Annotated in this window: 22 protein-coding genes; 10 read left to right on the top strand and 12 right to left on the bottom strand. The window is 56.6% G+C overall.

Annotated elements, in window-relative coordinates; all coding sequences use genetic code 11:
- Positions 1-6: 6 nt before the first annotated feature.
- The 3 genes from AVO44_RS06945 (at position 7) to AVO44_RS06935 (ending at position 2,349) form a co-directional block, all read left to right on the top strand.
- Positions 7-909: an EamA family transporter gene (locus AVO44_RS06945; protein WP_068334497.1), complete on the top strand. Its 903-nt coding sequence runs from the start codon at positions 7-9 to the stop codon at positions 907-909.
- A 16-nt stretch (positions 910-925) separates the two neighbouring features.
- Complete coding sequence (locus AVO44_RS06940) at positions 926-1,531, top strand: inner membrane-spanning protein YciB (protein WP_068334494.1); 606 nt, start codon at positions 926-928, stop codon at positions 1,529-1,531.
- Positions 1,532-1,680: 149 nt separating this feature from the next.
- Positions 1,681-2,349 carry a Crp/Fnr family transcriptional regulator gene (locus AVO44_RS06935; protein WP_068334491.1) on the top strand — a complete coding sequence of 223 codons (669 nt, stop codon included), beginning with the start codon at positions 1,681-1,683 and terminating at the stop codon, positions 2,347-2,349.
- A 233-nt stretch (positions 2,350-2,582) separates the two neighbouring features.
- Here the strand turns inward: AVO44_RS06935 and AVO44_RS06930 are convergent, their stop codons facing one another.
- The 6 genes from AVO44_RS06930 to rpiA form a co-directional block, all read right to left on the bottom strand.
- A complete protein-coding gene (locus tag AVO44_RS06930; RefSeq protein WP_068334489.1) occupies positions 2,583-4,073 on the bottom strand; it encodes a DegQ family serine endoprotease in 1,491 nt (496 codons plus the stop codon).
- A 131-nt stretch (positions 4,074-4,204) separates the two neighbouring features.
- Positions 4,205-4,399, bottom strand: a complete 195-nt coding sequence (locus AVO44_RS06925) for a DUF2065 domain-containing protein (RefSeq protein WP_068334486.1) — start codon at positions 4,397-4,399, stop codon at positions 4,205-4,207.
- Entirely contained in the window at positions 4,399-5,277 is an 879-nt protein-coding gene (gene hflC / locus AVO44_RS06920) for a protease modulator HflC (protein ID WP_068334483.1), read from the bottom strand. Before hflC ends, AVO44_RS06925 begins: the two co-directional genes overlap by 1 nt.
- Entirely contained in the window at positions 5,277-6,419 is a 1,143-nt protein-coding gene (hflK, locus tag AVO44_RS06915; protein WP_068334481.1) for an FtsH protease activity modulator HflK, read from the bottom strand. The genes hflC and hflK overlap by 1 nt, the downstream gene beginning before the upstream one ends.
- A 72-nt stretch (positions 6,420-6,491) precedes the next feature.
- Positions 6,492-7,850 (bottom strand): glutathione-disulfide reductase, encoded by a 1,359-nt coding sequence (gene gor, locus AVO44_RS06910; protein ID WP_068334479.1) that lies wholly within the window; start codon positions 7,848-7,850, stop codon positions 6,492-6,494.
- A gap of 166 nt (positions 7,851-8,016) precedes the next feature.
- The gene (rpiA, locus tag AVO44_RS06905; protein WP_068334474.1) at positions 8,017-8,802 is read right to left on the bottom strand and encodes a ribose-5-phosphate isomerase RpiA; all 786 of its coding nucleotides are present in this window, start codon (positions 8,800-8,802) and stop codon (positions 8,017-8,019) included.
- A gap of 166 nt (positions 8,803-8,968) precedes the next feature.
- Here rpiA and AVO44_RS06900 point away from each other — a divergent pair, with 166 nt between their 5' ends.
- The 3 genes from AVO44_RS06900 (at position 8,969) to AVO44_RS06890 (ending at position 12,172) form a co-directional block, all read left to right on the top strand.
- Positions 8,969-9,670 carry a glutathione S-transferase family protein gene (locus AVO44_RS06900; protein ID WP_068334472.1) on the top strand — a complete coding sequence of 234 codons (702 nt, stop codon included), beginning with the start codon at positions 8,969-8,971 and terminating at the stop codon, positions 9,668-9,670.
- Between the two features lies 1 nt (position 9,671).
- Positions 9,672-11,045: an L-serine ammonia-lyase gene (locus AVO44_RS06895; RefSeq protein ID WP_068334470.1), complete on the top strand. Its 1,374-nt coding sequence runs from the start codon at positions 9,672-9,674 to the stop codon at positions 11,043-11,045.
- A gap of 212 nt (positions 11,046-11,257) precedes the next feature.
- Positions 11,258-12,172 carry a DMT family transporter gene (locus tag AVO44_RS06890; protein WP_068334465.1) on the top strand — a complete coding sequence of 305 codons (915 nt, stop codon included), beginning with the start codon at positions 11,258-11,260 and terminating at the stop codon, positions 12,170-12,172.
- On the opposite strand, the gene AVO44_RS06885 is transcribed toward AVO44_RS06890, so the two are convergent.
- On the bottom strand, positions 12,117-12,824 hold the full coding sequence (locus AVO44_RS06885) for a thiamine diphosphokinase (protein ID WP_068334459.1): 708 nt from the start codon (positions 12,822-12,824) through the stop codon (positions 12,117-12,119). The two genes, AVO44_RS06890 and AVO44_RS06885, sit on opposite strands and share 56 nt — an antisense overlap.
- Before the next feature lie 122 nt (positions 12,825-12,946).
- Here AVO44_RS06885 and AVO44_RS06880 point away from each other — a divergent pair, with 122 nt between their 5' ends.
- The 3 genes from AVO44_RS06880 (at position 12,947) to AVO44_RS06870 (ending at position 17,247) form a co-directional block, all read left to right on the top strand.
- Positions 12,947-14,590: a hypothetical protein gene (locus AVO44_RS06880; RefSeq protein ID WP_068334456.1), complete on the top strand. Its 1,644-nt coding sequence runs from the start codon at positions 12,947-12,949 to the stop codon at positions 14,588-14,590.
- Positions 14,591-14,776: 186 nt separating this feature from the next.
- Entirely contained in the window at positions 14,777-15,337 is a 561-nt protein-coding gene (locus tag AVO44_RS06875; protein ID WP_068334454.1) for a GNAT family N-acetyltransferase, read from the top strand.
- A 131-nt stretch (positions 15,338-15,468) separates the two neighbouring features.
- Positions 15,469-17,247, top strand: coding sequence for an adenylate/guanylate cyclase domain-containing protein (locus AVO44_RS06870; protein ID WP_068334452.1), 1,779 nt, complete (start codon positions 15,469-15,471; stop codon positions 17,245-17,247).
- Positions 17,248-17,520: 273 nt separating this feature from the next.
- Here the strand turns inward: AVO44_RS06870 and AVO44_RS06865 are convergent, their stop codons facing one another.
- The 5 genes from AVO44_RS06865 to nthA all read right to left on the bottom strand — a co-directional run bounded on the left by AVO44_RS06865 (position 17,521) and on the right by nthA (position 20,836).
- Positions 17,521-17,763 (bottom strand): DUF2842 domain-containing protein, encoded by a 243-nt coding sequence (locus AVO44_RS06865; RefSeq protein WP_068334449.1) that lies wholly within the window; start codon positions 17,761-17,763, stop codon positions 17,521-17,523.
- Positions 17,763-19,055, bottom strand: a complete 1,293-nt coding sequence (locus AVO44_RS06860) for an adenylosuccinate synthase (protein ID WP_068334446.1) — start codon at positions 19,053-19,055, stop codon at positions 17,763-17,765. Before AVO44_RS06860 ends, AVO44_RS06865 begins: the two co-directional genes overlap by 1 nt.
- 157 nt (positions 19,056-19,212) lie before the next feature.
- Entirely contained in the window at positions 19,213-19,551 is a 339-nt protein-coding gene (locus AVO44_RS06855; protein ID WP_068334444.1) for a nitrile hydratase accessory protein, read from the bottom strand.
- Complete coding sequence (gene nthB / locus AVO44_RS06850; protein ID WP_068334442.1) at positions 19,548-20,225, bottom strand: nitrile hydratase subunit beta; 678 nt, start codon at positions 20,223-20,225, stop codon at positions 19,548-19,550. The genes AVO44_RS06855 and nthB overlap by 4 nt, the downstream gene beginning before the upstream one ends.
- Entirely contained in the window at positions 20,222-20,836 is a 615-nt protein-coding gene (gene nthA / locus AVO44_RS06845) for a nitrile hydratase subunit alpha (protein ID WP_068334440.1), read from the bottom strand. Before nthA ends, nthB begins: the two co-directional genes overlap by 4 nt.
- Positions 20,837-20,987: 151 nt before the next feature.
- Here nthA and secG point away from each other — a divergent pair, with 151 nt between their 5' ends.
- Positions 20,988-21,353, top strand: a complete 366-nt coding sequence (gene secG / locus AVO44_RS06840) for a preprotein translocase subunit SecG (protein ID WP_068334438.1) — start codon at positions 20,988-20,990, stop codon at positions 21,351-21,353.
- Positions 21,354-21,480: the final 127 nt, after the last annotated feature.

Raw genomic sequence — 21,480 nt, 5'->3', positions numbered from 1 at the left:
CGACACTTGAGCGACTGGCTGATCTCTCTCGAAGGCACGGAAGCAGGCCATCAACTCGCCCTTGGGCTCGCCCTGTCGGCTGCGTTCCTGCACGCGGTCTTCGGCGCTCTGCAAAAGGGCCGCCATGATCCTTGGCTGTCGCGCGGGGCCATTGACGCAAGCTATTGTCTGATGGCAGCCCCATTCGCCCTGTTCGTCGTTCCGTGGCCAGAGCCGTTCATGTGGCCGATATTCGCGGTCGTCTGGCTGATCCATATCGCCTACAAAACCCTTCAGGCGATGGCCTATACCAAGGGCTCTTACACGGTCGTTTATCCGGTCGTCCGTGGCACCGGACCACTGTTTACGGTCATCGGAGCGTATCTGCTATTCGAAGAAACCTTTACCGGCGTACAATGGTTTGGCGTTGCCGTCCTGCTGGCTGGCATTTTCGGGCTGGCCGCATATAACTTCCGGTTTTTGGAAACCAACCGCGAAACTCTTGGCATTGCATTGGTTTTGGCCGTCGCGACAGGTTTGTTTGTCGCCCTCTACACCACCTACGATGCTTACGGAATCCGCGCCACTGCCGATCCGTTCACATTCCTGGCGTGGTTCTTCATGATCGACGGCGCGGCGATGCCGTTCTACGCGTTCCTCAGATGGCGCGCGATGATCAATCGTCCGGCTATCGGTCCTTTGATGCTGCGCGGCCTTGCAGGCGGGATCATCGCCCCCATGTCTTTCGGAGCTATCATGATGGCCACGAGGCTCGACAAAGTTGGCGAAGCCGCTGTTTTACGAGAAACCTCTACTGTTTTTGCGGCGTTAATCGGATGGCTTGTGTTGAAAGAAACCGTCGGGCCACGACGCATTGCGCTGATGGCATTGATTGCATTGGGCGCCGTAATAGTTGAAATGGGCGGGTAAGCAGCAGGATTAAACAATGACAGCCAAAAAAGAGATCAACCCGTTTATGAAACAGGTGCTGGAGCTTGGCCCTCCGATCGCGTTCTTCTTCATCTACCTGCGACTACGCGATGACAGCTTCCTGATTGGCGGCACCGAGTATTCCGGTTTCATCGTCGCTACCCTTCTATTTGTGCCACTGATGCTGGCCGCTATGGGCGTTCTTTGGTATCTCACGGGCAAGCTGAGCCGGATACAGGTTTTCACCGCAATCATGGTCATTTTCTTCGGCGGCCTGACCGCCTGGTTCAATGACGAACGGTTTTTCAAAATGAAAACCACGCTGGTCTACGGCTTCTTTGCGATCATGTTGGGCATCGGCCTTCTTCAGCGCAAGTCCTACCTTGCCTATATTCTGGACGAGATGCTGCCGATGCGACACGAGGGTTGGATGATTCTGACCAGACGCCTGTGTGGGTGTTTCGCATTTCTGGCAGTCGCCAACGAATTCGTTTGGCGCACCATGTCGACCGACCTTTGGGTCAAGATTGAAACTTTTGGCTTTCCCATTGCGCTGATGGTTTTCCTGATGCTGCAATTCAGCCTGCTGCAAAGCTATATGGATGATCCTGACCACCAGTAGGCGAACCAGTTTCCCAAGGCTCGCTCGATGGTTACCCGCTTGCTCTAATCAGATTGCACGGTAAAGTGGATAAAAATCCTTGGCGAAACGCAGAAGCTGTGAAAAGTTGTGGCACCACCCACCACTCATAGCCGGAGAACCCTGTACGTATGACGGCTTTCCCAGACAGCGGCTTTCTGTCCGACGCGTCAGACAGACTCAAGGCCATGCTTTCTGCGCAGGCAACGGAAATCGCACTGGACCGTGGCGATGTGCTGTTTGAGCAAGGCGACGAAGGCGACGCGCTGTACGCGATCCTCGAAGGCACGCTTGAGGTCTCCTTTCTGGCCATGAGCGGCCGTAAACTGTCGCTGACCCTGATGCGACCCGGCGAGGTTTTTGGGGAGATAGCCTTGTTTGACAGCGGCCCTCGCACGGCGACCGTCGTAGCGGCCGAACCGTCGCGTGTTTTGCGGGTCAGGCAGGGTGACGTGATGAACCAGATACGGCAGCACCCAGATCTGGCGGTTGACATGATCCGCCTGGCTGGTCAGCGCATGCGCTGGATGGGATCGCAACTTAACGAGCAGGTGTTTCTGCCCATGCCGATCCGACTAGCTCGCAAGCTGTTACACTTGTCCGAGCTTCAGGATGATCCTTTAACCCGGATTACCTTGTCGCAAAGTGAATTGGCCGAATTCGTTGGCGCCACCAGAGAGGCCGTGTCCAAGACAATATCTACCTGGAAGCGCGACAATGTCGTTCAGGCCTCACGCGGTGGCTTGATGATCAAGGATTTCGAAGCCCTGCGCGAACTCGCTGATTCCGATCTTATCTGATTCCAGTGATCTGCTTCACAGACCGCAGGAGGCACTGAGTCTAAATTCGTACCTGTTACCGTAGGAGGTCAGAGAATCATCCCCGATATCTGTCCACTGACCTCTCCCTGTATCAGAGCCACACGTCTTTTCGGCGTGTGGCTCACTTCTTTCAAAGTATATAGTTCTATGGAACCCGACGTTAAAAAGGCCAGAGCATCCACTCTGGCCTTTTAACTCGCTTGAACCTTAGCTTATTCGCCGAGGCTCAACGCAACAAAGCGGGGTTCTCCACCGCGACGCACCAAAAGCAACAGCGACTTGCGCCCTGCTTCGCGCGCCTCTTCCATGCGGGCCTCGAAATCCTGAATCGATGTGACTGCCTGCTGGCCAGCCTCGGTGATCAAATCGCCCGCGCGCAGCCCTTTGGAGAAGGCTTCGGACGCTTCGTCGACTTCGGACACAACCAGACCTTCGGCATCCGCATCCAAACCAAGATCTTTGCGCAACGCATCCGTCAGCGGTGAGATCGTGAGGCCCAAAATGTCTGCATTTTCCTCGACCGGTGCGTCTGGAACTTCATCCTCAGAACTATCCGCGCGCTCCGCGTCTTCGCGACGTCCCAAGGTGACCAAAACGGTCTGAGTGCCGCCATCACGGTGGACCACGACGCGTACGGATTTGCCAACCGTGGTTTCACCCACCTGGCGCACCAACCCGCGTGTATCTTCAACCTCTACCCCGTCAAAGCTGAGGATCACGTCACCCGCCAGCAGACCGGCGTCTTTTGCCGGGCCATTAGGTACATCGCTGATCAGCGCGCCGCCGGGCTTGTCCAGCCCCATCGCCTCGGCCATGTCTTCAGTCACATCCTGAATTCGTACACCCAGCCATCCGCGACGGGTTTCACCGAACTCGCGCAGTTGATCGACAACCTTGACGACAACGTTGGATGCCATCGAAAATCCGATTCCGATCGAGCCGCCATTTGGCGAAAGGATCGCGGTGTTTACGCCAATAACCTCACCATTCATATTGAATAGCGGTCCACCCGAGTTACCCCGGTTAATAGCCGCATCCGTTTGAATATAGTCATCGTAAGACCCGCTGAGCGCTCGATTACGTGCCGACACAATACCCGCCGAGACCGAGAAGCCCTGTCCTAGCGGGTTGCCCATGGCGATCACCCAATCACCAACCCGCGCAACGTCGCTGTCACCGAACTGCACATACTGCAAGGGGCCGGATGCTTCAACTTTCAGCAAAGCGATATCGGTTTTGTCATCAGTACCGATCACCTTTGCAGGCAGTTCTTTCTTGGGCTGACCGTCGCCGGGGAAGAACTCAACCAAAATTTCATCAGCTTCTGCGATTACATGATTATTCGTGACAATGTAGCCATCTTCCGAGATCACAAAGCCCGAACCCAGTGCATTGCTGCGGCGCGGACGGTTGTCATCTTCGCCGTTTCGGTCTTGAAACTCGCGAAAGAAATCCTCGAAAGGTGAGCCCTCGGGCACGATCCCCTGCGGACCGGTCCGACCCTCAACCAACGTCGTGGTGGTGATGTTGACAACCGCCGGGCTGATCTTTTCAGCCAAGGGCGCAAGGCTTTCGCTGCGCGCCTGCACGGCTGCGGATTGGGCCAGAACAAAAAGCAGCCCTGCAAAGGCCAACCACATCAGCCGCATGAAACCAACAACCTCGCCCCGCTGGACGGAAATACTGCGTGCTTGTGCCTGCACTTGGGAACTCCTTGTCGACAATTCTTGTAAGATCGCCCAGCGGCGACCTCTCTTAACAACCAATGTAGTCAGTTTGTCCAAGCCCGCAACTCGGGATCGCGGGGAATTCACCGGCAATTGAAATCACCGGGCTAAAACCCGACTTGGTACGCGCCCCACAAAAGCACCAGACCACTGACCACACACAGCAATCCCGCCAGTCGCCGCGCCTGTTCAGGCAGGGACCGCAACGCCTCGAGCATACGTTCAATAAGCGAAGGGGCCAGCGCATAGGCCAGCCCCTCGACAATCAGTACCAGCCCGAGGGCCAGAAGAACCATACCCATTACTGGCTTGCCTGCCCGGTCGGTGATTTCAAGTAGTTGAAGAACTCCGAATCCGGACTCAGAACCATCGAGCTATTGCCGCCACCCAGTGCCCGCTCATATGCGGACAGTGAGCGGTAGAACTCGAAGAACTCAGGATCTTTGCCAAAGGCTTCTGCAAAGATCGCGTTGCGTTCCGCGTCAGCCTCACCGCGAATGATCTCTGACTCGCGTCTCGCGTCCGAGACCAGTTCAACCACGGTCCGGTCTGCCTGAGCGCGGACACGCTGTGCGGCCTCGTTACCACGGGCGCGTTCATCAGTCGCCTCACGTTCGCGTTCCGCCTTCATCCGTTCGAAGGTGGCCTCAAGGTTTGCTTGCGGCAGGTCCGTTGCTTTAAGACGCACGTCGATGACGCTCACACCCAGCGCCTGCGCTTCGGCAATCGCGCTGTTGCGAATACGCAGCATCAGGGCAGCACGGTCAGAGCTTAGAATGTCACGTGACGACACCGAACCGAGAACCTCACGCGTTTCGGCACGCAGGATAAGATCCAGTCGATCCTCGGCCTGCGGGATACCACCGACACCAACCGCTTGGCGGAACTGTTCCAGATCCGAGATTCGGTAACGCGCAAATGCGTCGACCACAAGACGGCGATCATCCAAAGGCGTAACCTCAAGCGGTTGCACGTCAATCGACAAGATGCGGTCGTCATAACGAACAACTTCCTGAATCACGGGGATTTTGAACGCCAGACCGGGTTCGTCTTTTACCGCAACCACACGACCAAACTGCAGCACGAGTGCGCGTTCGCGTTCGTCCACGATAAAGATCGACGACAGGCCAAGCAGCCCGAGGATCACGATGGCGATAAGAATAATAGGTGACTTACGCATCAGTTGCTCTCCTGAACCTGATTGCGGCGCAATTCGTTCAGCGGCAGATATGGCACGACGCCCTGCCCCTGACCCGTTGAATTTTCGTCCAGAATGATCTTGTCAACATCACCCAGAACCTGCTCCATCCGCTCAAGATACAAGCGCTTGCGCGTTACATCCGGTGCTTTCGAATATTCTTCGAGAACAGCGCTGAAACGACTGGCCTCACCCTGAGCGCTGTTGATCTGCTGCGCGCGATAAGCTTCGGCTTCTTCCAAAACCTGTGCAGCTTCACCGCGCGCCTCCGCCAGAACGCGGTTTGCATAGGCATCCGCCACATTTTGCAAACGGTCGCGTTCCTGCGCAGCAGCCTGAACGTCGCGGAATGCGGCGATGACGTCTTGCGGCGGGTCGGCCTTGTCAAAGTTCACGCGGACAATGTTTACGCCTGAGTCATAGCTGTCCATCGTAGTTTGGATCAGGTCCTGCAAACGGTCCGCGATGATACCACGATCCCGGTTCAGGATGGGTGCAAGTTCGCTTTGAGCGATAATCTCACGCATCGCCGATTCTGACACCGCACGGATCGTCTGGCGCGGGTCGCGCAAGTTAAACAGGAATTTTGCAGGGTCATTGATGTTCCAGACCACCTGGTAGTCGATATCAACGACGTTTTCGTCGCCGGTCAGCATGAGACCGTCATCGCTGCCGCGCGCGCCGCCCATGTCTTCGTTTTGTTCGCGCGTGACGGGGATGACTTCGGCGGTCACGAAAGGCCACGGAGCAAAGTTCAGACCCGGATTACCAACCGCCGAGAACTCACCCAGGAACAATTCAACCGACTGCTCTTCGGGCTTGACCGTGTAGAAACTGGCTGCTCCCCAAAGAACGGCAGCAACGACAACACCGATAAGCACGGTGCCTTTGGTGAAAACAGGGCCACCCCCACCTGCACCTTGGCCACCGCCACGGCCTGATCCACCGCGACCACCCATTAGGACGCGCAGTTGTTCTTGGCCTTTTTTCATCAACTCGTCGATTTCGGGGATTTGCGGGCCATCGCCTTCGGGGGGCTTACGGCCACCCCCGTTGTTTCCCCGATTTCCTCCGCCGCCCGAAGAGCCTCCGCCCCCCCAGGGGCCACCGCTGTTGCCCGCCATGTGTATCTATTCCCTTATGTTGGACCGTGTGATCACGGATTACCTTTTAACTTGTGTGCGCGCGCTTGCAAATCAAGCAGTGCGCACAGGTTGCCGCAATGTCACCAGTTCTTCGGCCATCACCGGGTGGACAGCGACAGTGCGATCAAAATCTTCCTTGGTCGCGCCCATCTTTACGGCAATTCCAGCCAATTGGATCATCTCGCCCGCACCCGGAGCGACAATATGGCATCCCAGAACCTTGCGGTTGGCCTGGCTGACGATCAGCTTCATCAATACGCGCTGCGTTCCGCCGGCAAAGGCCGTTTGCATCGGTTTGAAAGACGTCGCATAAACCTCGATCGGTTCCTGCGCTGCTGCTTCTTCTTCGCTGAGCCCAACTGTACCGAATTCCGGCTGAGTGAAGATTGCTGTCGGGATCAGGTCATGATCCACCGGTGTGGGGTTTCCTTTGAACACGGTCTCAACAAAAGCCATCCCCTCGCGGATCGCAACCGGGGTAAGGTTCACGCGGTCTGTCACGTCACCAATCGCGTAAATCGACGGTACGCCCGTTTGGCTATAGTCATCAACGATGATTTCACCTTTGCGGCCACGTTCAACCCCGACACCCTCAAGGCCCAGGTTGTCCGCATTCGGTGCGCGCCCGGTGGCGTACATCACCACGTCGAACTGATCTTCTGTGCCGTCTGTCGCTTTGACCCGGATCTTGTCGCCCTCTTTGGTCATCTCAAGCACATTGGTACCCAGACGTACATCAATACCGTTCTGGCGCATCTCTTCGCAGATGAGTCCACGCGCTTCTTCGTCAAAGCCGCGCAGAATTTGCGCCCCGCGATAGAACTGAGTGGTCTTTACACCCATTCCATTCATGATACCGGCGAATTCACTGGCGATGTACCCGCCACCCACGATCAGGATGCTTTCAGGCAGCCTATCCAGATGAAAAATCTCATTCGAAGTAATTGCCAGGTCTGAGCCCGGAAACTGCGGAACAACAGGTCGGCCGCCGGTGGCGATCAGAATGTGCTTGGCCGTTTTGCGCGTCCCATCTGCCAGTTCCACCGTGTGCGCATCCACCACATGGGCGCGTTGATCGAAACTTTCGACGCTGTTATTTTTCAGAATGTTCCGATAAATACCCTCAAGCCGATCCAACTCAGCATAAAGCTTACCTCGGAACACATCCCAATCGAACGCGCCGGGCTTGATATCCCAGCCGTAAGCCTGCGCATCTTCGACCATACCTGCGTATTCACTGGCGAAAACCATCAGCTTTTTCGGAACGCAGCCCCGAATAACGCAAGTGCCGCCGTAACGATCCTCTTCAGCCAAGGCCACTTTGGCACCGTTTTCACCAGCCGCCACACGTGCAGCGCGTACTCCGCCCGAGCCGCCACCGATGACGAACAGATCATAGTCAAAACTCATAGTGTTTCCCGTCATTGTTCTGATTGGGGTAAATTTCAGCAACCCTAGATATGGTCGACTTCAAGAGTTGCAATTCATTCTGTGTCGACGGACTGCGCGCACCCTACATCCGGGATAGCTGGCCGATGATGCTTGCGTTTTCAGCGCTTGGCACCGCGGCTTTTCCTTAGTCCGCCAAATCCGAAAAAAGGTTTTCCCCACCGTCGCCTAGCTTGTCCATTTCCGTTGTTCCGGCGTTAATGTCGCGCAATTCGACCCGACCATCGCCGTGGCCGATCACAACTTTGTCACAGATGTCGATAAACAAGCCGTTCTCAACCACTCCGGGCACTTGATTGAGCACAAGCGCCAACTGACGCGCATTTCCAATGCGCTGCAAATGCAGGTCCAGAATGTGGTTACCCTCATCCGTCACGAACGGCGCTTCGCCATTCATGCGCAGCTTGGCCGAGGTACCAAGAACATCCATTGTGTCCAGCGCCTCTTCGATCAGGGTGCGGGTGGTTTGCCAGCCAAAGGGGATAACCTCGACCGGCAAGGGGAACGCACCCAGCGTTTCAACCTCTTTACCGGCATCAGCGATGACAATCATCTGATCGCTGGCTGTGGCAACGATCTTTTCCTGCAGATGCGCACCGCCGCCGCCTTTGATCAGGTTCAGTTCGCCGTCAAACTCATCCGCCCCGTCGATTGTCAGGTCCAGCCAACCAGCCTGATCCAGTGAGACCACCTCGATCCCGACCTCACGGGCCAGTTGCGCCGTACGGGTCGATGTCGGAACACCTTTGATACGCAGCCCTTCATTCTGCACCCGCTCGCCGATGCGGCGTACCATCCAGGCAGCGGTTGAACCCGTGCCGAGGCCGACCCGCATACCGTCCTGCACCATGTCGGCAGCGCGTCGTGCGGCGTTATATTTGGCTTTGTCTATGGGCGACAGATCCCGGGTCATAGCAGCCTTTCCCTCTGTTACTGCCGGACTTATAGGGAATGCGCCCGCCAACTGCGAGAGCCAATTCACCCCCGTTGGCCGCAAACATGCGAAGAAATACGCGTTTCCGATGGGAAACGTCGCAATCAAGACTTTCGCCCTGATCGCCTCGTTATAAACAGTCGCTATGAAAGAGCCCTATCGCCTGCACTACGCCCCCGACAACGCTTCGCTCGTGATCAGACTGACATTGGAAGAGTTGGGGCTGCCTTATGAAACCGTACTGGTGGATCGCCGCCAGAACGAACAGAACGGCGCGGCCTATCGTTCGCTGAACCCGAACGGATTGATCCCCGTATTGGAGACCCCGCAAGGGCCGATCTTTGAAACAGCTGCGATACTGCTTTGGTTGGCAGATACGCATGCGCGCCTGGCCCCCGCTCCAGACAGCCCGGACCGGGCCGCATTTCTCAAATGGTTGTTCTTTGCATCCAACACTTTGCACGCAGATCTTCGCATCCTTTTTTATGCAGAAAAATACATCGACCCCCAGCATGCGGAGAGCTTGCGCACCGGCATTCGCCCGCGTCTGCGCGAACATCTGCGCGTTCTGGATGGCGTGGCCAGAACCACGCCATTTTGGTTGCATGCAGATCAACCTTCGGTCCTGACCTATTATTTGGCCTGTCAAATGCGCTGGATGGCACTCTATCCGGCCAAATCTGACCGCAGTTGGTTTCAACTGGCCGACACACCCTATCTGCAAAGAATACTGATGCAGTTGGAAACCCGCCCCGCAACCCGTACTGCTGTTGCAGCCGAAGGGTTGGGGGTTACTCCCTTCACGTCTCCAAGTTACGCTAACCCTGTAGAAGGCTCGGCTACCTGACATGTTTCTTTCAGTTTTTGATATGTTCAAAGTGGGCATTGGCCCGTCTTCGTCCCACACAATGGGACCGATGGTGGCGGCCGCGCGCTTTTTGGACCTAATGCGCGCGTCACCGTTTGAGTTTGCGGGGCTGCGCGGGTCGCTGCATGGCTCGTTGGCGTTCACCGGGGTGGGCCACGCAACCGACCGCGCCACAATCCTTGGGTTGGCCGGCTTTGTTCCTGAAACCTATGACAACGATAAGGCCGAAGCCGCGTTGGCCAAGATTGCCGAAACGCACTCAGTAGCGCCCGAGGGTTTGCCAATCCTGAAGTTCAACCCGAAAGATGACCTGGTCTTCGACTACGAACACACCCTGCCCGGTCACGCCAACGGAATGATCCTGATGGCCACTGATGCGCAAAGTGACGTCATCCTGCGTCAGGTATACTACTCGATCGGCGGCGGGTTTGTTTTGACCGAAGAAGAGCTGAACGACGGTGCCGCCACCGATGAAGGTGCACCGGTTCCTTTTCCTTTCAAGTCCGCGGCCGAAATGCTTGAAATGGCGAAATCCAGCGGCAAAAGCATCGCGGAAATGAAACGTGACAACGAGATTTCGCGTGGCTGCGCCCAGAGTTTCGCAAAAGGCTCGGTCCGTTTGTGGCAGGTCATGAATGATTGCATCGAGCGTGGCCTGACGACCGATGGCATCCTGCCCGGAGGTTTGAAAGTCCGTCGTCGTGCCAAGAAAATCTATGACGCGCTCCTGGCTGAACGTGGCATGAACCTGACCGCGCCGCACACGATCAACGACTGGATGAGCGTTTATGCCATGGCGGTGAACGAGGAAAACGCAGCCGGCGGCCAGGTGGTGACGGCCCCCACCAATGGCGCGGCAGGCGTGCTTCCGGCGGTGTTGCGCTATTATCTTGACCACGTGCCGGGGGCGTCGGAGTCGCATATCGAAGACTTTTTGCTGACCGCAGCAGCTATTGGTGGGCTGGTCAAATTCAATGCTTCAATCTCGGGCGCAGAAGCCGGATGTCAGGCCGAGGTTGGCAGTGCATCGGCCATGGCTGCGGCAGGACTTTGTGCCGTGATGGGCGGCACCCCGGAACAGGTTGAGAATGCCGCAGAGATCGCGCTTGAACATCATCTGGGAATGACCTGCGATCCGGTTGCCGGATTGGTTCAGGTGCCGTGCATTGAGCGTAACGGGCTGGGCGCAATCAAGGCTGTTTCGGCCGCTTCACTGGCGCTGCGTGGCGATGGTCAGCATTTTGTGCCCCTGGACGCGGCGATCGAAACCATGCGGCAAACCGGGCAAGATATGAATGAGAAGTACAAAGAGACGTCTCTGGGCGGTCTTGCGGTGAATGTACCCAATTGCTGACGCTAGAAGGCATTCGTGAAGAATTTCCCGCGCATGTTAGTCATTCTCATCCAGTTTCGAGCTGCATGCAGGGGTGACTGATTTTGAATCCGGCGCTTGCGCAACAGGTGAATTGATTGGTGTCAGGCGACGCCCTGCCCTATGGAGGCTGCCCGGGCTCGCGAGCGTCTGACCACTTTCCACCGACAGACAAAAGGCTTAGCGTCGCGACCATGACACAGGATCGTCCCGTTTTTGGTATCTCCTTGATGCTTGGCTTCTGCATCCTCGCACCGCTCGGCGATGCAATGGCAAAGCTTTTGGGCGAGACGACTCCTATCGGCATGCTGGTTTTCGTCCGCTTTGCCGTTCAGGCTCTGGTACTAATCCCCCTCGTCGCTTTGACCGGGCGCAATTGGCGTATGCGCGGGCGAATATTACGACTCACTTTCATTCGTACCGTGCTGCACATCATCGGTATTTCCGCCATGTTCAGTGCATTGCTTTTCCTGCCGCTGGCCGATGCCATCGCCATCGCCTTCGTAATGCCTTTCATAATGCTGATCCTTGGCAAATACGTTTTGGGCGAAGAGGTTGGGCTGCGCCGTCTGATCGCCTGCGTCGTAGGATTCTCCGGCACGCTTCTGGTCATCCAGCCCAGCTTTGCAGAGGTGGGTATTGCAGCCCTTTTACCGTTGGTTGTTGCGCTTGTGTTTGCCTTGTTCATGCTGGTCACACGCCAGATCGCAAAAGAGACCGACCCGATTGCCTTACAGGCCGTATCAGGTGTCATTGCAACCGTGCTGATGTTGCCGGTCTTGTTGGTTGGCTCGTTTAGCGACACATGGGCTATATCCCTGAGTGCGCCCCACCCCGACAGCTATTTCCTACTGTGTGCAATTGGTCTTCTGGGTACGTTAGCACATCTGCTGATGACATGGTCGCTGCGCTACGCGCCCTCTGCCACGTTGGCGCCGATGCAGTATCTGGAAATCCCCGTGGCCACCCTGTTCGGCTGGCTGATCTTTCACGACCTGCCCGACGGGCTCGCCGCTATAGGTATTGGAATCACCGTGACCGCCGGGCTGTATGTCATTCTGCGCGAGCGGGCCATTGCCCGGTCTGCCCCGACAGAAACGCCCGCATAACCTCGTCCAGAGCGTCGCGCGGTACCATCATCAAAAGCCCGGGCGCATCGACCGACAGCTCTACCTTTGCCAGCGCCCTGTTTGAGGTACCAACGCGGCCAGTTGGTTCCAGCACCAACTCGTCAATAGGCCATTCCAGACCCCGACTGCGGCCAGTCACAGTCTGAAACGGAAACAGTGAAACGACGTCACCCGGTGTCAGATTCAACTCTATCCGCGGCGGCGCATGAAACACGACCTCACGTTCACCAAGCAAAATGCAAGGACGGTCTGGAAGGCGGACCAGAGAGTTCAGCACCGCAAGCTGATGATCCAAACGGCCGCCCAAGAACCCGACGCCCAGAACCAACGGCGCTACGACATTGCGCAGTGTCTTGTCAAAATCCGTACTTTCCTGCTCGGAGATCGGAAACAGGCGGTCTGCCGGAATACGGTCACGATAGGCCCCATCAAGCGAATCAAAATCACCGATAACCGCATCCGGCATGAGACCCGAATCCATCACCGGCACCGCGCCACGATCGGCTGCCACGACAGTGTTGACGCGAATCAGCGTCAGATTTAAGTCATCAGGTCCCAGTTGACCGCCACCAATCAGCGCGATTGGCTCGTCAGACCGCACAATCGGCTTATTTTTCGTAAGATTGATCATTTTTCCCGGATTTGGACACATTGAGACCACAAAATGATAGGTTCATGCAGAGAGTTCCGAGCCATTAATGTGCCCGCTGTCGGCTATAGTGGCTCTCGTAGTTTGTAAAGGACGTGCGTCTGATGGTACAGAATAACAAGGTCTTAACCGTTTCCTATGGAACCTTCTCGTGCACTTTGGAAGGGTTTGATGATTCCTTTGAGACGATGAAAGCGATTGCCGAGTACTTTCGCGACCTCGCGGCGGATGATCGTTACTTTGGTTCTGAACCCCCGCAACCCGACGCCGAAATGCTGACACGGATCGCTCAGCGCGACATATCCCGCAGGGTCGAAGCCAGTCAGAACGATTCCGGCCTTTTGATCCGCGCCTCCGAAAAACCCGATGCATCGCAACCTGCCGCCAGCGCACCGGGTCTGAACGTTGTCGACACACCACCGCCGTCTCAGCCCACCTCTCCCGAGGCCGAGGCAGTCGATGACACCCCTGCACCAGCCGCCGACAGCATTGCCGCCAAGTTGCAGCGTATCCGGGCGGTTGTTTCGCATTCTGAGGAAAACTCGGTTATTTACACCGAGGATGAAGAGACAACCCTTGTAAAAAGCGCGGGTCCCTCGGATGCGGTCGCTGCGGCGTTTGCGGCTGGTTCGTTAGAGCCGGCAGATCTGGACAGCACACCCGATACCACTGAGCCGGTTACGGCACACGGCGATGTGCAGGATGAATTGAAGGACGAACTGCAAGAACCAATCGAATCCGAGCTGGAAACGCAGGAAACCGAAGAACCCGAAGAACCCGAAGCCGCGGTTTTGAAAAGCGAACCCGAAGACTCGGAACACGAGGTTGCGGACACCGCTACGGAAGATGAGGCCGAAGAATCAACCGTTGCGTCCAACGCGTTGTTCTCGGACCTCGAGGAATCCGAAGAAGACGAACCAGAAGCTGACGAAGAACCAAATATCCTCACCGACAGCGAGCATGAGGAGGAAATCACAGCCGCAGTCAGTAACGGTGTCCTAACCGAAGAGGATGAGATTGACCTATTGGAGGAGATTGCCAGTGTAGAAGCTGTTCTGGCGAAACGCTCATCCATGTCTGCTACCGAGGACGCTGACTTGGATCGGGATGTGTCACGCCTTATGGACAAAGCCGGTGAACAGCTGAACGATCCCGACACCACCAATCAGCGTGAGGCTTACACGCACCTGCGCGCGGCCGTGGCAGCAACCGAGGCTGAGCGAGGTGAAGCAGGGACCAAGGTTCAGAAAAGCGATGAACAGGGGTATCGCGGTGACCTGTCATCGGTCGTCAGCCCTCGCCGTCCGGAAATTCAGGTCACAAGCAAACGCCCAAGCAGCGATGCCTCTGCCCCACTGAAACTGGTCGCGGAACAGCGGATCGACAACCAATCCGGTGAAAGTGGGCCGGTTACCCCCCGTCGCGTAAAATCCGAATCCGAAGACGAGGCAACCGAAGAAGGTGGCTTTGCGCAATTCGCCGAGGAACAGGGCGCGCAGTCCCTGCCCGACCTGTTAGAGGCTGCCGCAGCTTATCTTTCCTTTATCGAAGGACAGGAGCAGTTTTCGCGCCCACAACTGATGAACAAAATCCGCTCGTTGAAGCAGGATAACTTCAATCGCGAAGAAAGCCTGCGTTCCTTCGGGCAATTGCTGCGTGATGGCAAAATCGAAAAGGCCGGCGGGGGGCGCTTTGCCGCGTCGACCGAGATTGGGTTCCGCCCAGATGACGAGCGCGCAGCCGGTTAATTTTTGAATAATTTGCGAATTAATGAGCCGGGAAAACCCCTGGCTCATTTTTTTTGCACATACGCCTCACTGCCCCATTTTGCTGCAGCGATCACACTGCCTGTGCTATGCTGCATCGCAGAAAGATGTTATGAATGGGCGTACCGTGATCGGTTTGTCACGCGCTGTTCAAGCAAAGGCCAGGCCATGTATGAACTTCCGATACGACGTCTCAGAATTTACGATCGCCCAAAGATAGAAAGCCATTTCAACAGTCTGGGCAGCGATACGCTAGCAGCACGGTTCGGCACGCAGGTCAGTACCGCCTTTGTGCAGGACTATCTTGCCGGGATTTTTGAGAATTCCGCGCTGGTTTTCGGCGCATTTCCTGATTCCTGTCTGCGAGGCGTGGGAGAACTGCGGCTGGTACCGGGTAAAGAAACCCAGATTGCCGAGGCCGCCTTTACGGTCGAAGCCGAATGGCAGGATCGAGGCATTGGCGACGCCTTGTTGTCGCGGATCATCACTGCGGCCCGCAATCGCGGTATTCGAGAGGTTCACTTGCTGTGCCTTGCAACCAACCAAAAAATGCGACGCCTTGCGGCCAAGCACGATGCCGAGTTAAGCCTTGTCACCGGGCAGGTCGCGGCGACACTGACGGCACCATGGCCCACCCCCCTCAGCGTGGCAGAAGAGATTTCCGGAGAGTATCACGCAATGGCTCGTGCGATCTTTAGCTGGCCTTCATTGGCCCGACGCACGGGCTGAGAAGCTTTGTGACCGTCTGCAAATATCCGGACATCAAATCAAAAAACTCGGATCAGGCCTGACGAACAAATGGGTAACTAGGTCGATTTAGACAATTGTGGTATAAATCGTCGCTTGTGGGAGGAGCGAAGATGAAGGCCGAAATGGAACGCCGCCTTTCTACGGTACTTGCCACAGATGTCGTTGGCTACTCGGCGCTGATGCAGCGTTCTGAGGAAGACACAATAGTGCGCCTGAAACGGCTGCGCAAAATTGTGCGCCAACAGGCGGAACGTCATGGTGCCAGAATAATCAGCTGGGCTGGCGACGGCGCTTTGGCTGAGTTTACCAGCCCCGTTTCGGCCGTGCGCGGTGCCTTTGAGTTACAGCGCGAACTGGCCGCCCCCCATAACGCTCAGCAAATTGGGCTGCAACTTCGGATCGGAATTCATCTTGCTGATGTGATAGCGGATGGCGAAGATCTTCTTGGCGACGGTGTGAACATCGCGTCGCGTATCGAAGCCGAGGCTGAACCCGGCGGTGTTTTGGTTTCACAAACGGTTTTCGAGCAAGCAAAACGCGGCGCCCAGGTCCGGTTCAAAAAGCTTGGTCCGCGTCAGTTGAAAAACATTGATGATCCCGTCGAGCTTTATTCGGTTGAAGGGGACCTTGGCATACACAGTTGCATGCTGGCGCAAGAAACCACCCTTACCCAACCCACGGCGCAGTCTCAACGTGACAACGGCGTCGTTGTCGTACCATTCCAAAACCGCAGCGCAGACGCCGAACAGGACTACTTCGCCGACGGATTTACCGAAGATTTAATTACGGAATTGTCGCGCTTTAAGGAGCTTTTTGTAATTTCACGCAACGCCAGTTTTTCGTTGGCGAAACGGGATGCTCCATCAGAACAAGTCTGTAAGGAAACCGGTGTGCGCTACAGTATCGAGGGCGGTGTGCGCGTGTTTGGCGCGCGCGTGAGAATTTCAGCAAGCCTGATTGACGGCATCAACAAAGAACAGGTTTGGTCAGAAAAATATGATTGCGACGTGAATGACCTTTTCGACGTTCAGGATGACATGCTCGCAAAAATTGCGGCTGCGGTGGCCGGTCGCGTTGAAAGACAGGCCGAGGAAACAGCCCGCGCAAAACCAACTGAAGACATGGCAGCCTATGACTGCCTAAAGCGCGGCCTGCACCATCATCGAATGGGCGGCGTCACGCGCGACAATGCCGAAGAAGCGATGGCGTGGCTTGAAAAGGCTTTGGAGAAAGACCCCAATTTCGGTCGGGCACAGGCATGGTTGGCCTGCGCTGTGGCAACGCGCGACGAATGGCTTGGTGTCAACGATGTGGATCACTATTGGTCGATGGGGCGCCGTGCTTTGGAATTGGACAGCGACGATGCTGAGGTCCACAGGATCATGGGTTCACTGGCTCTTTACAAGGAAGACTTTGACAGCGCCCTTTACCATTTCACCCGCGCGCTCGAGATTACGCCGAACCATGCCTACATAGTTGCCCATGCTGGAAATGTTCATAACTACATGGGTGATGGTGAAACGGGGCTTGAATTTCAGCGGCGCGCGCAAGAGCTCGATCCGTTTCTTCCTGAGTACTGCCGCGAGGTAGGAGTGATCGCACATTACGTCCTGGGCAACTGGGAGGCCTGCTATAGCGCAGCGACAGCATTTCCACGTATCACCCGCCGTGCCGCCGCGTACAGGGCTGCTGCCGCATTACATCTGGATGATGACGTCCGATTGAAGCGCGCAACGCGCCGTTTGGCCACCGTTGATCCCGAATTTGACGCTGATGGCCTGCTGTCGGTTGAACGATTTCAAGAGGACTGGCGCAACGAAAAACTCAAAGACGATATTTATAGGGTGCGCGCATTGATACATGGCAACGATTTGCGAGCCGTTGTCTGACAGGGGCGTCTTCTAGATTCCCCTGACAGCCTTTTTAAGCATGTAATGCAAAAACGGATCGTTAGAAACGATTGCGCGCGAATGCACATTCGCAAACCGCTCGCCCCCGTCCCGCGCACGGGCCGATTACGAAAAGTCCAAAGATACCTGGCCGGTGGTTTTACACGGCCGCAAACTTGACTGCATCAGTGTCGGACTGTTTTACGCCTGTTCAGGCTCCCGCCAAGGACTGCATTTTTATAATTGAGGCTTGTGAATCCCCAAGCCTGAAACTCAATCCCCGTTCTTATCCGGGTCTTCTTTCCCAACACCTTTGAAAACAAACTTGAACGGCAGCGCCCAAAGAATGCCCAGCCCGATATAGACCAGCAGCTCCAGCCAGATCGGAGGCCGGTCCAGCCGGTTCACGATCGTCACAACCGCCACGATATAGATCGGCAGCCCGATCAGAAGCAACACCAGGGACCATCGCCGCCTCGCCTTGTAGCTCAGGCCGGGTTTTTCCTTATCGCTCATCAGTCAGCAAACGGGTCGGTCACCAGGATGGTGTCGTCCCGCTCCGGGCTGGTGGACAAAAGGGCCACAGGGCATTCGATCAGTTCTTCAACACGGCGCACGTATTTGATGGCGTTGGCTGGCAAATCTGCCCAGCTGCGCGCGCCTTCGGTGGATTCGCTCCACCCCGGCATTTCCTCATAGACAGGCGTACAGCGGGCTTGTTGATCCGCCGCGGTGGGCAGATAGTCCAATCGCTCACCGTCCAGTTCATATCCCACGCAGATCTTCAGCGTTTCGAAACCATCCAGCACGTCCAGCTTGGTCAGCGAGATACCGTTGACACCGCTAGTGGCGCAGGTCTGGCGCACAAGGCAGGCGTCAAACCAACCGCATCGGCGCTTGCGGCCGGTCGTAGTGCCGAACTCATGCCCACGCTCACCCAGGCGTTGGCCATCGTCATCGTCCAGCTCGGTTGGGAACGGACCCTCACCCACGCGGGTTGTGTAGGCTTTCACGATACCCAAAACAAAATCAATCGATCCCGGGCCGATACCAACACCAGTCGAGGCCTGTCCGGCAATCACGTTGGATGATGTCACGAACGGATAGGTGCCAAAGTCGATGTCCAAAAGTGCGCCTTGTGCGCCTTCAAAGAGGATACGCTTTCCGGCTTTGCGCTTTTCGTTCATGACCTTCCAGACGGGTCCGGCGTATTGCAGGATTTGCGGCGCAATCTCGGTTAGCGATGCAATCAGTTCATCACGATTGATGGGTTCAAGCCCCAAACCATTGCGGAGCGCGTTATGGTGGACCAGCGCGCGATCAACGCGAAGGGCAAGCGTCGCTTCATCGGCAAGATCAGCGACACGGATAACGCGGCGACCGACTTTATCTTCGTAGCATGGGCCAATACCGCGCCCGGTGGTGCCGATCTTCGCAACCGAGTTCTGGTTTTCACGCGCCCTGTCCAGTTCTCCGTGGAATGGCAGAATCAAAGGTGTGTTTTCGGCGATCATCAGTGTCTCGGGCGTGATATCTACGCCCTGCGAACGGATCGTTTCGATCTCTTTGATCAGGTGCCAGGGGTCCAGCACAACGCCATTTCCGATGACGCTCAGCTTGCCGCCGCGCACGACGCCCGATGGCAATGCGTGCAGCTTGTAAACCTCACCATCAATGACCAGAGTATGACCGGCGTTATGTCCACCTTGGAAACGCGCGATGACGTCTGCCCGCTCGCTTAGCCAGTCGACGATCTTGCCTTTTCCTTCGTCACCCCACTGGGCGCCGACAACAACCACATTGGCCATATCCGGTCCTTTTGCGCTGAATTATCAAACCCGGCTCGTATAGCGGGGACAAAGCGGCAGGGAAACCGATAATTCGCCGCAGTTCCCGCCCTTACCCAGATGTCACTACCTGGCCGGATAGCTTAGGGTGTGTTTTCAAAAAATGCACCCAACACCCTTAGTCGCGCGGCGCCAACCTCACCGGTTCACCATGAGGTGTTGTTAGGTACGCCTCTTCCCACGCATTCCTGAAATCAGAGATTTCCTCCTGAGCGGTCGCGCCTTGTTCGGCCAAGAGATGTTCCAGCGTTTCCAGCCAGGCGTTGAAATAGTCGTCCCCGCCATCCAGTTCACGGTCCAGGCCTCGACGTTTGAGTGTCGCTGAAAAACGGGCAACCCAGTCGGACCAATCGAATCGACCGTCCTCGTTCAGGGCCACGGTTATAGCAAACACCTGCGCGTGCCACGGCTCAGCGAACGCGGGTTCAGGGGCGGTATAGGTAACGCAGGTGCTCATATCGGCTCCAGATAGCTTTGCCACAAATCAAGCACTACTTCATCGTTGGGATGCTCTGGTTGCGCCCACAGTTCAGAGGCCGCGAACGCCACAGCATAGAGCGGTTCCGGCGCCTCACCCAAACCGTGTGCATTTGAATCGGGAAACACATGCGCACCATGTAGCCGAACAATTCTTCCCACCGCACCGGATGCATAGGACGGCAGGCGCGTATGGCCACCATCAACAAGGCGATTAGCCGTTGGGCGCACCGTGCGGACCCTCTGCCCGGCCTCAAATCGTGCCGGCACAGTCAAAGGCCGTTCCGTCGGCCCACCCTTGGCAAGGACCGCGGCAACAGATTCGGCTTTCAAGGCGCGTGACGAAAGTGGATGTGGCTCAGCAGTGCCTCCGTCAGAATAATCTTGCGTGCTCAGCACACCCTTTTCCACCAGCAGGTCAGCAAGTGCGGAAATCCACCTTTCGTAATAGGAGAACCGAACACTATCCTTGGGCGACAGTCTTTCACGTGCGTGCCGCGTGACATCAAGGTTCCACTGTCCCAATGATCCGGCGGCAAGCGTCACTGCCAAGGCCCGCCCTTGCCATTTTTCGGCGAAAACCGGTGCATCTTCGGCCTCGGGCCGAACCGGACCGTCCCCAAACCGTCCACCCATATCGTGCACGCGCGTCATGTCGGCACTTTGGGCAGCCCAGTGCCGATCATGCTGTCGCGGGTGACAAGCGCCACCAGGTCATCTTCGCTGAGCCCCTCTGAGCCTTCTGGCCGCATCGGAAGCACGAGGTAACGAATTTCCGCCGTCGAATCCCACACGCGCACGGCCGTCTCCGGTGGTAAGGTGACACCAAACTCTGCCAGAACTTTGCGCGGCTCACGCACGGCACGGGCGCGGTAGGCGTCGGACTTGTACCAGCCCGGCGGAATCCCAAGCAGAGGCCAAGGGTAGCAACTGCACAGCGTGCAAACGACCATATTGTGCTGCTCGGGCGTATTCTCGACAACCACCATATGTTCGCCCTGTCGGCCATAGAATCCTAAGTCGGTTACGACCGAGGTTGCATCTTCCAGCAGGTCTTTTTTGAACTGCTCGTCGGACCAGGCCTTGGCGACGACGCGCGCACCGTTTTGCGGTCCGATCTTGTTCTGATAGGCATCAATGAGTTCGTCCAGCGCCGCGGGGTCAACAAGCCCCTTTCGGGTCAGAATCGTCTCAAGCGCTTTTACGCGCAGGGCGGGTTCGGGCGGCAGCAAAGCGTGCGGGTGATCGTGGTCATCATGCGGCATGAACCGCACCCTGCGTTAACAGCCGCCACTCTGTCCAGTCAATTTGATGCGATGCCCGGTATCCCGTGCTATGATGTAAACTCGTCCCTTGCCCCCGCTGGCAAACTTGCATAAGTACCACGCGATACACGCCACGCTGTACAGGACCACCATGGAAAACGTTGTTCTCATCATCCATCTTCTTTTGGCTCTGGGCCTGATCGCCGTCGTTCTGATGCAGCGGTCCGAAGGCGGTGGCCTTGGTATGGGCGGTGGCGGCGGTGGTGCCATGACTGGCCGCGCGGCAGCGACTGCACTGGGCAAAGTGACCTGGATTTTGGCGGCTTGCTTTATCGTAACCTCAATCACTCTGACGATTCTGGCGGCTCAGAAATCTTCGGGCAGCTCGGTGATCGACCGCTTGGGCGTCCCCGCCCCGGCCCCGACGGAAGAAAGCGCCCCTGCAGTACCGCCGGCAAATGATCTTCTGCCGCCGGCAGCAGGCGATAACGCGCCTTTGATTCCGCAAGCGAACTGATCCACAAAACCTAGAAACCCTACAGAGGACTGCAACAGCATCTTGCGGTTCTCTTGCGCTTTTGGCGCGAATCCTTTATGTGTGAAGTCCCGTGATGCAGCGGTTTTTCGGAACCGTCGGGCAGCTG

The organism is Ruegeria profundi, from assembly GCF_001507545.1.
GTDB lineage: Bacteria > Pseudomonadota > Alphaproteobacteria > Rhodobacterales > Rhodobacteraceae > Ruegeria > Ruegeria profundi.
The sequence above is the reverse complement of the archived record's forward strand: the minus strand, read 5'-3'. Positions and strand labels throughout refer to the sequence as shown.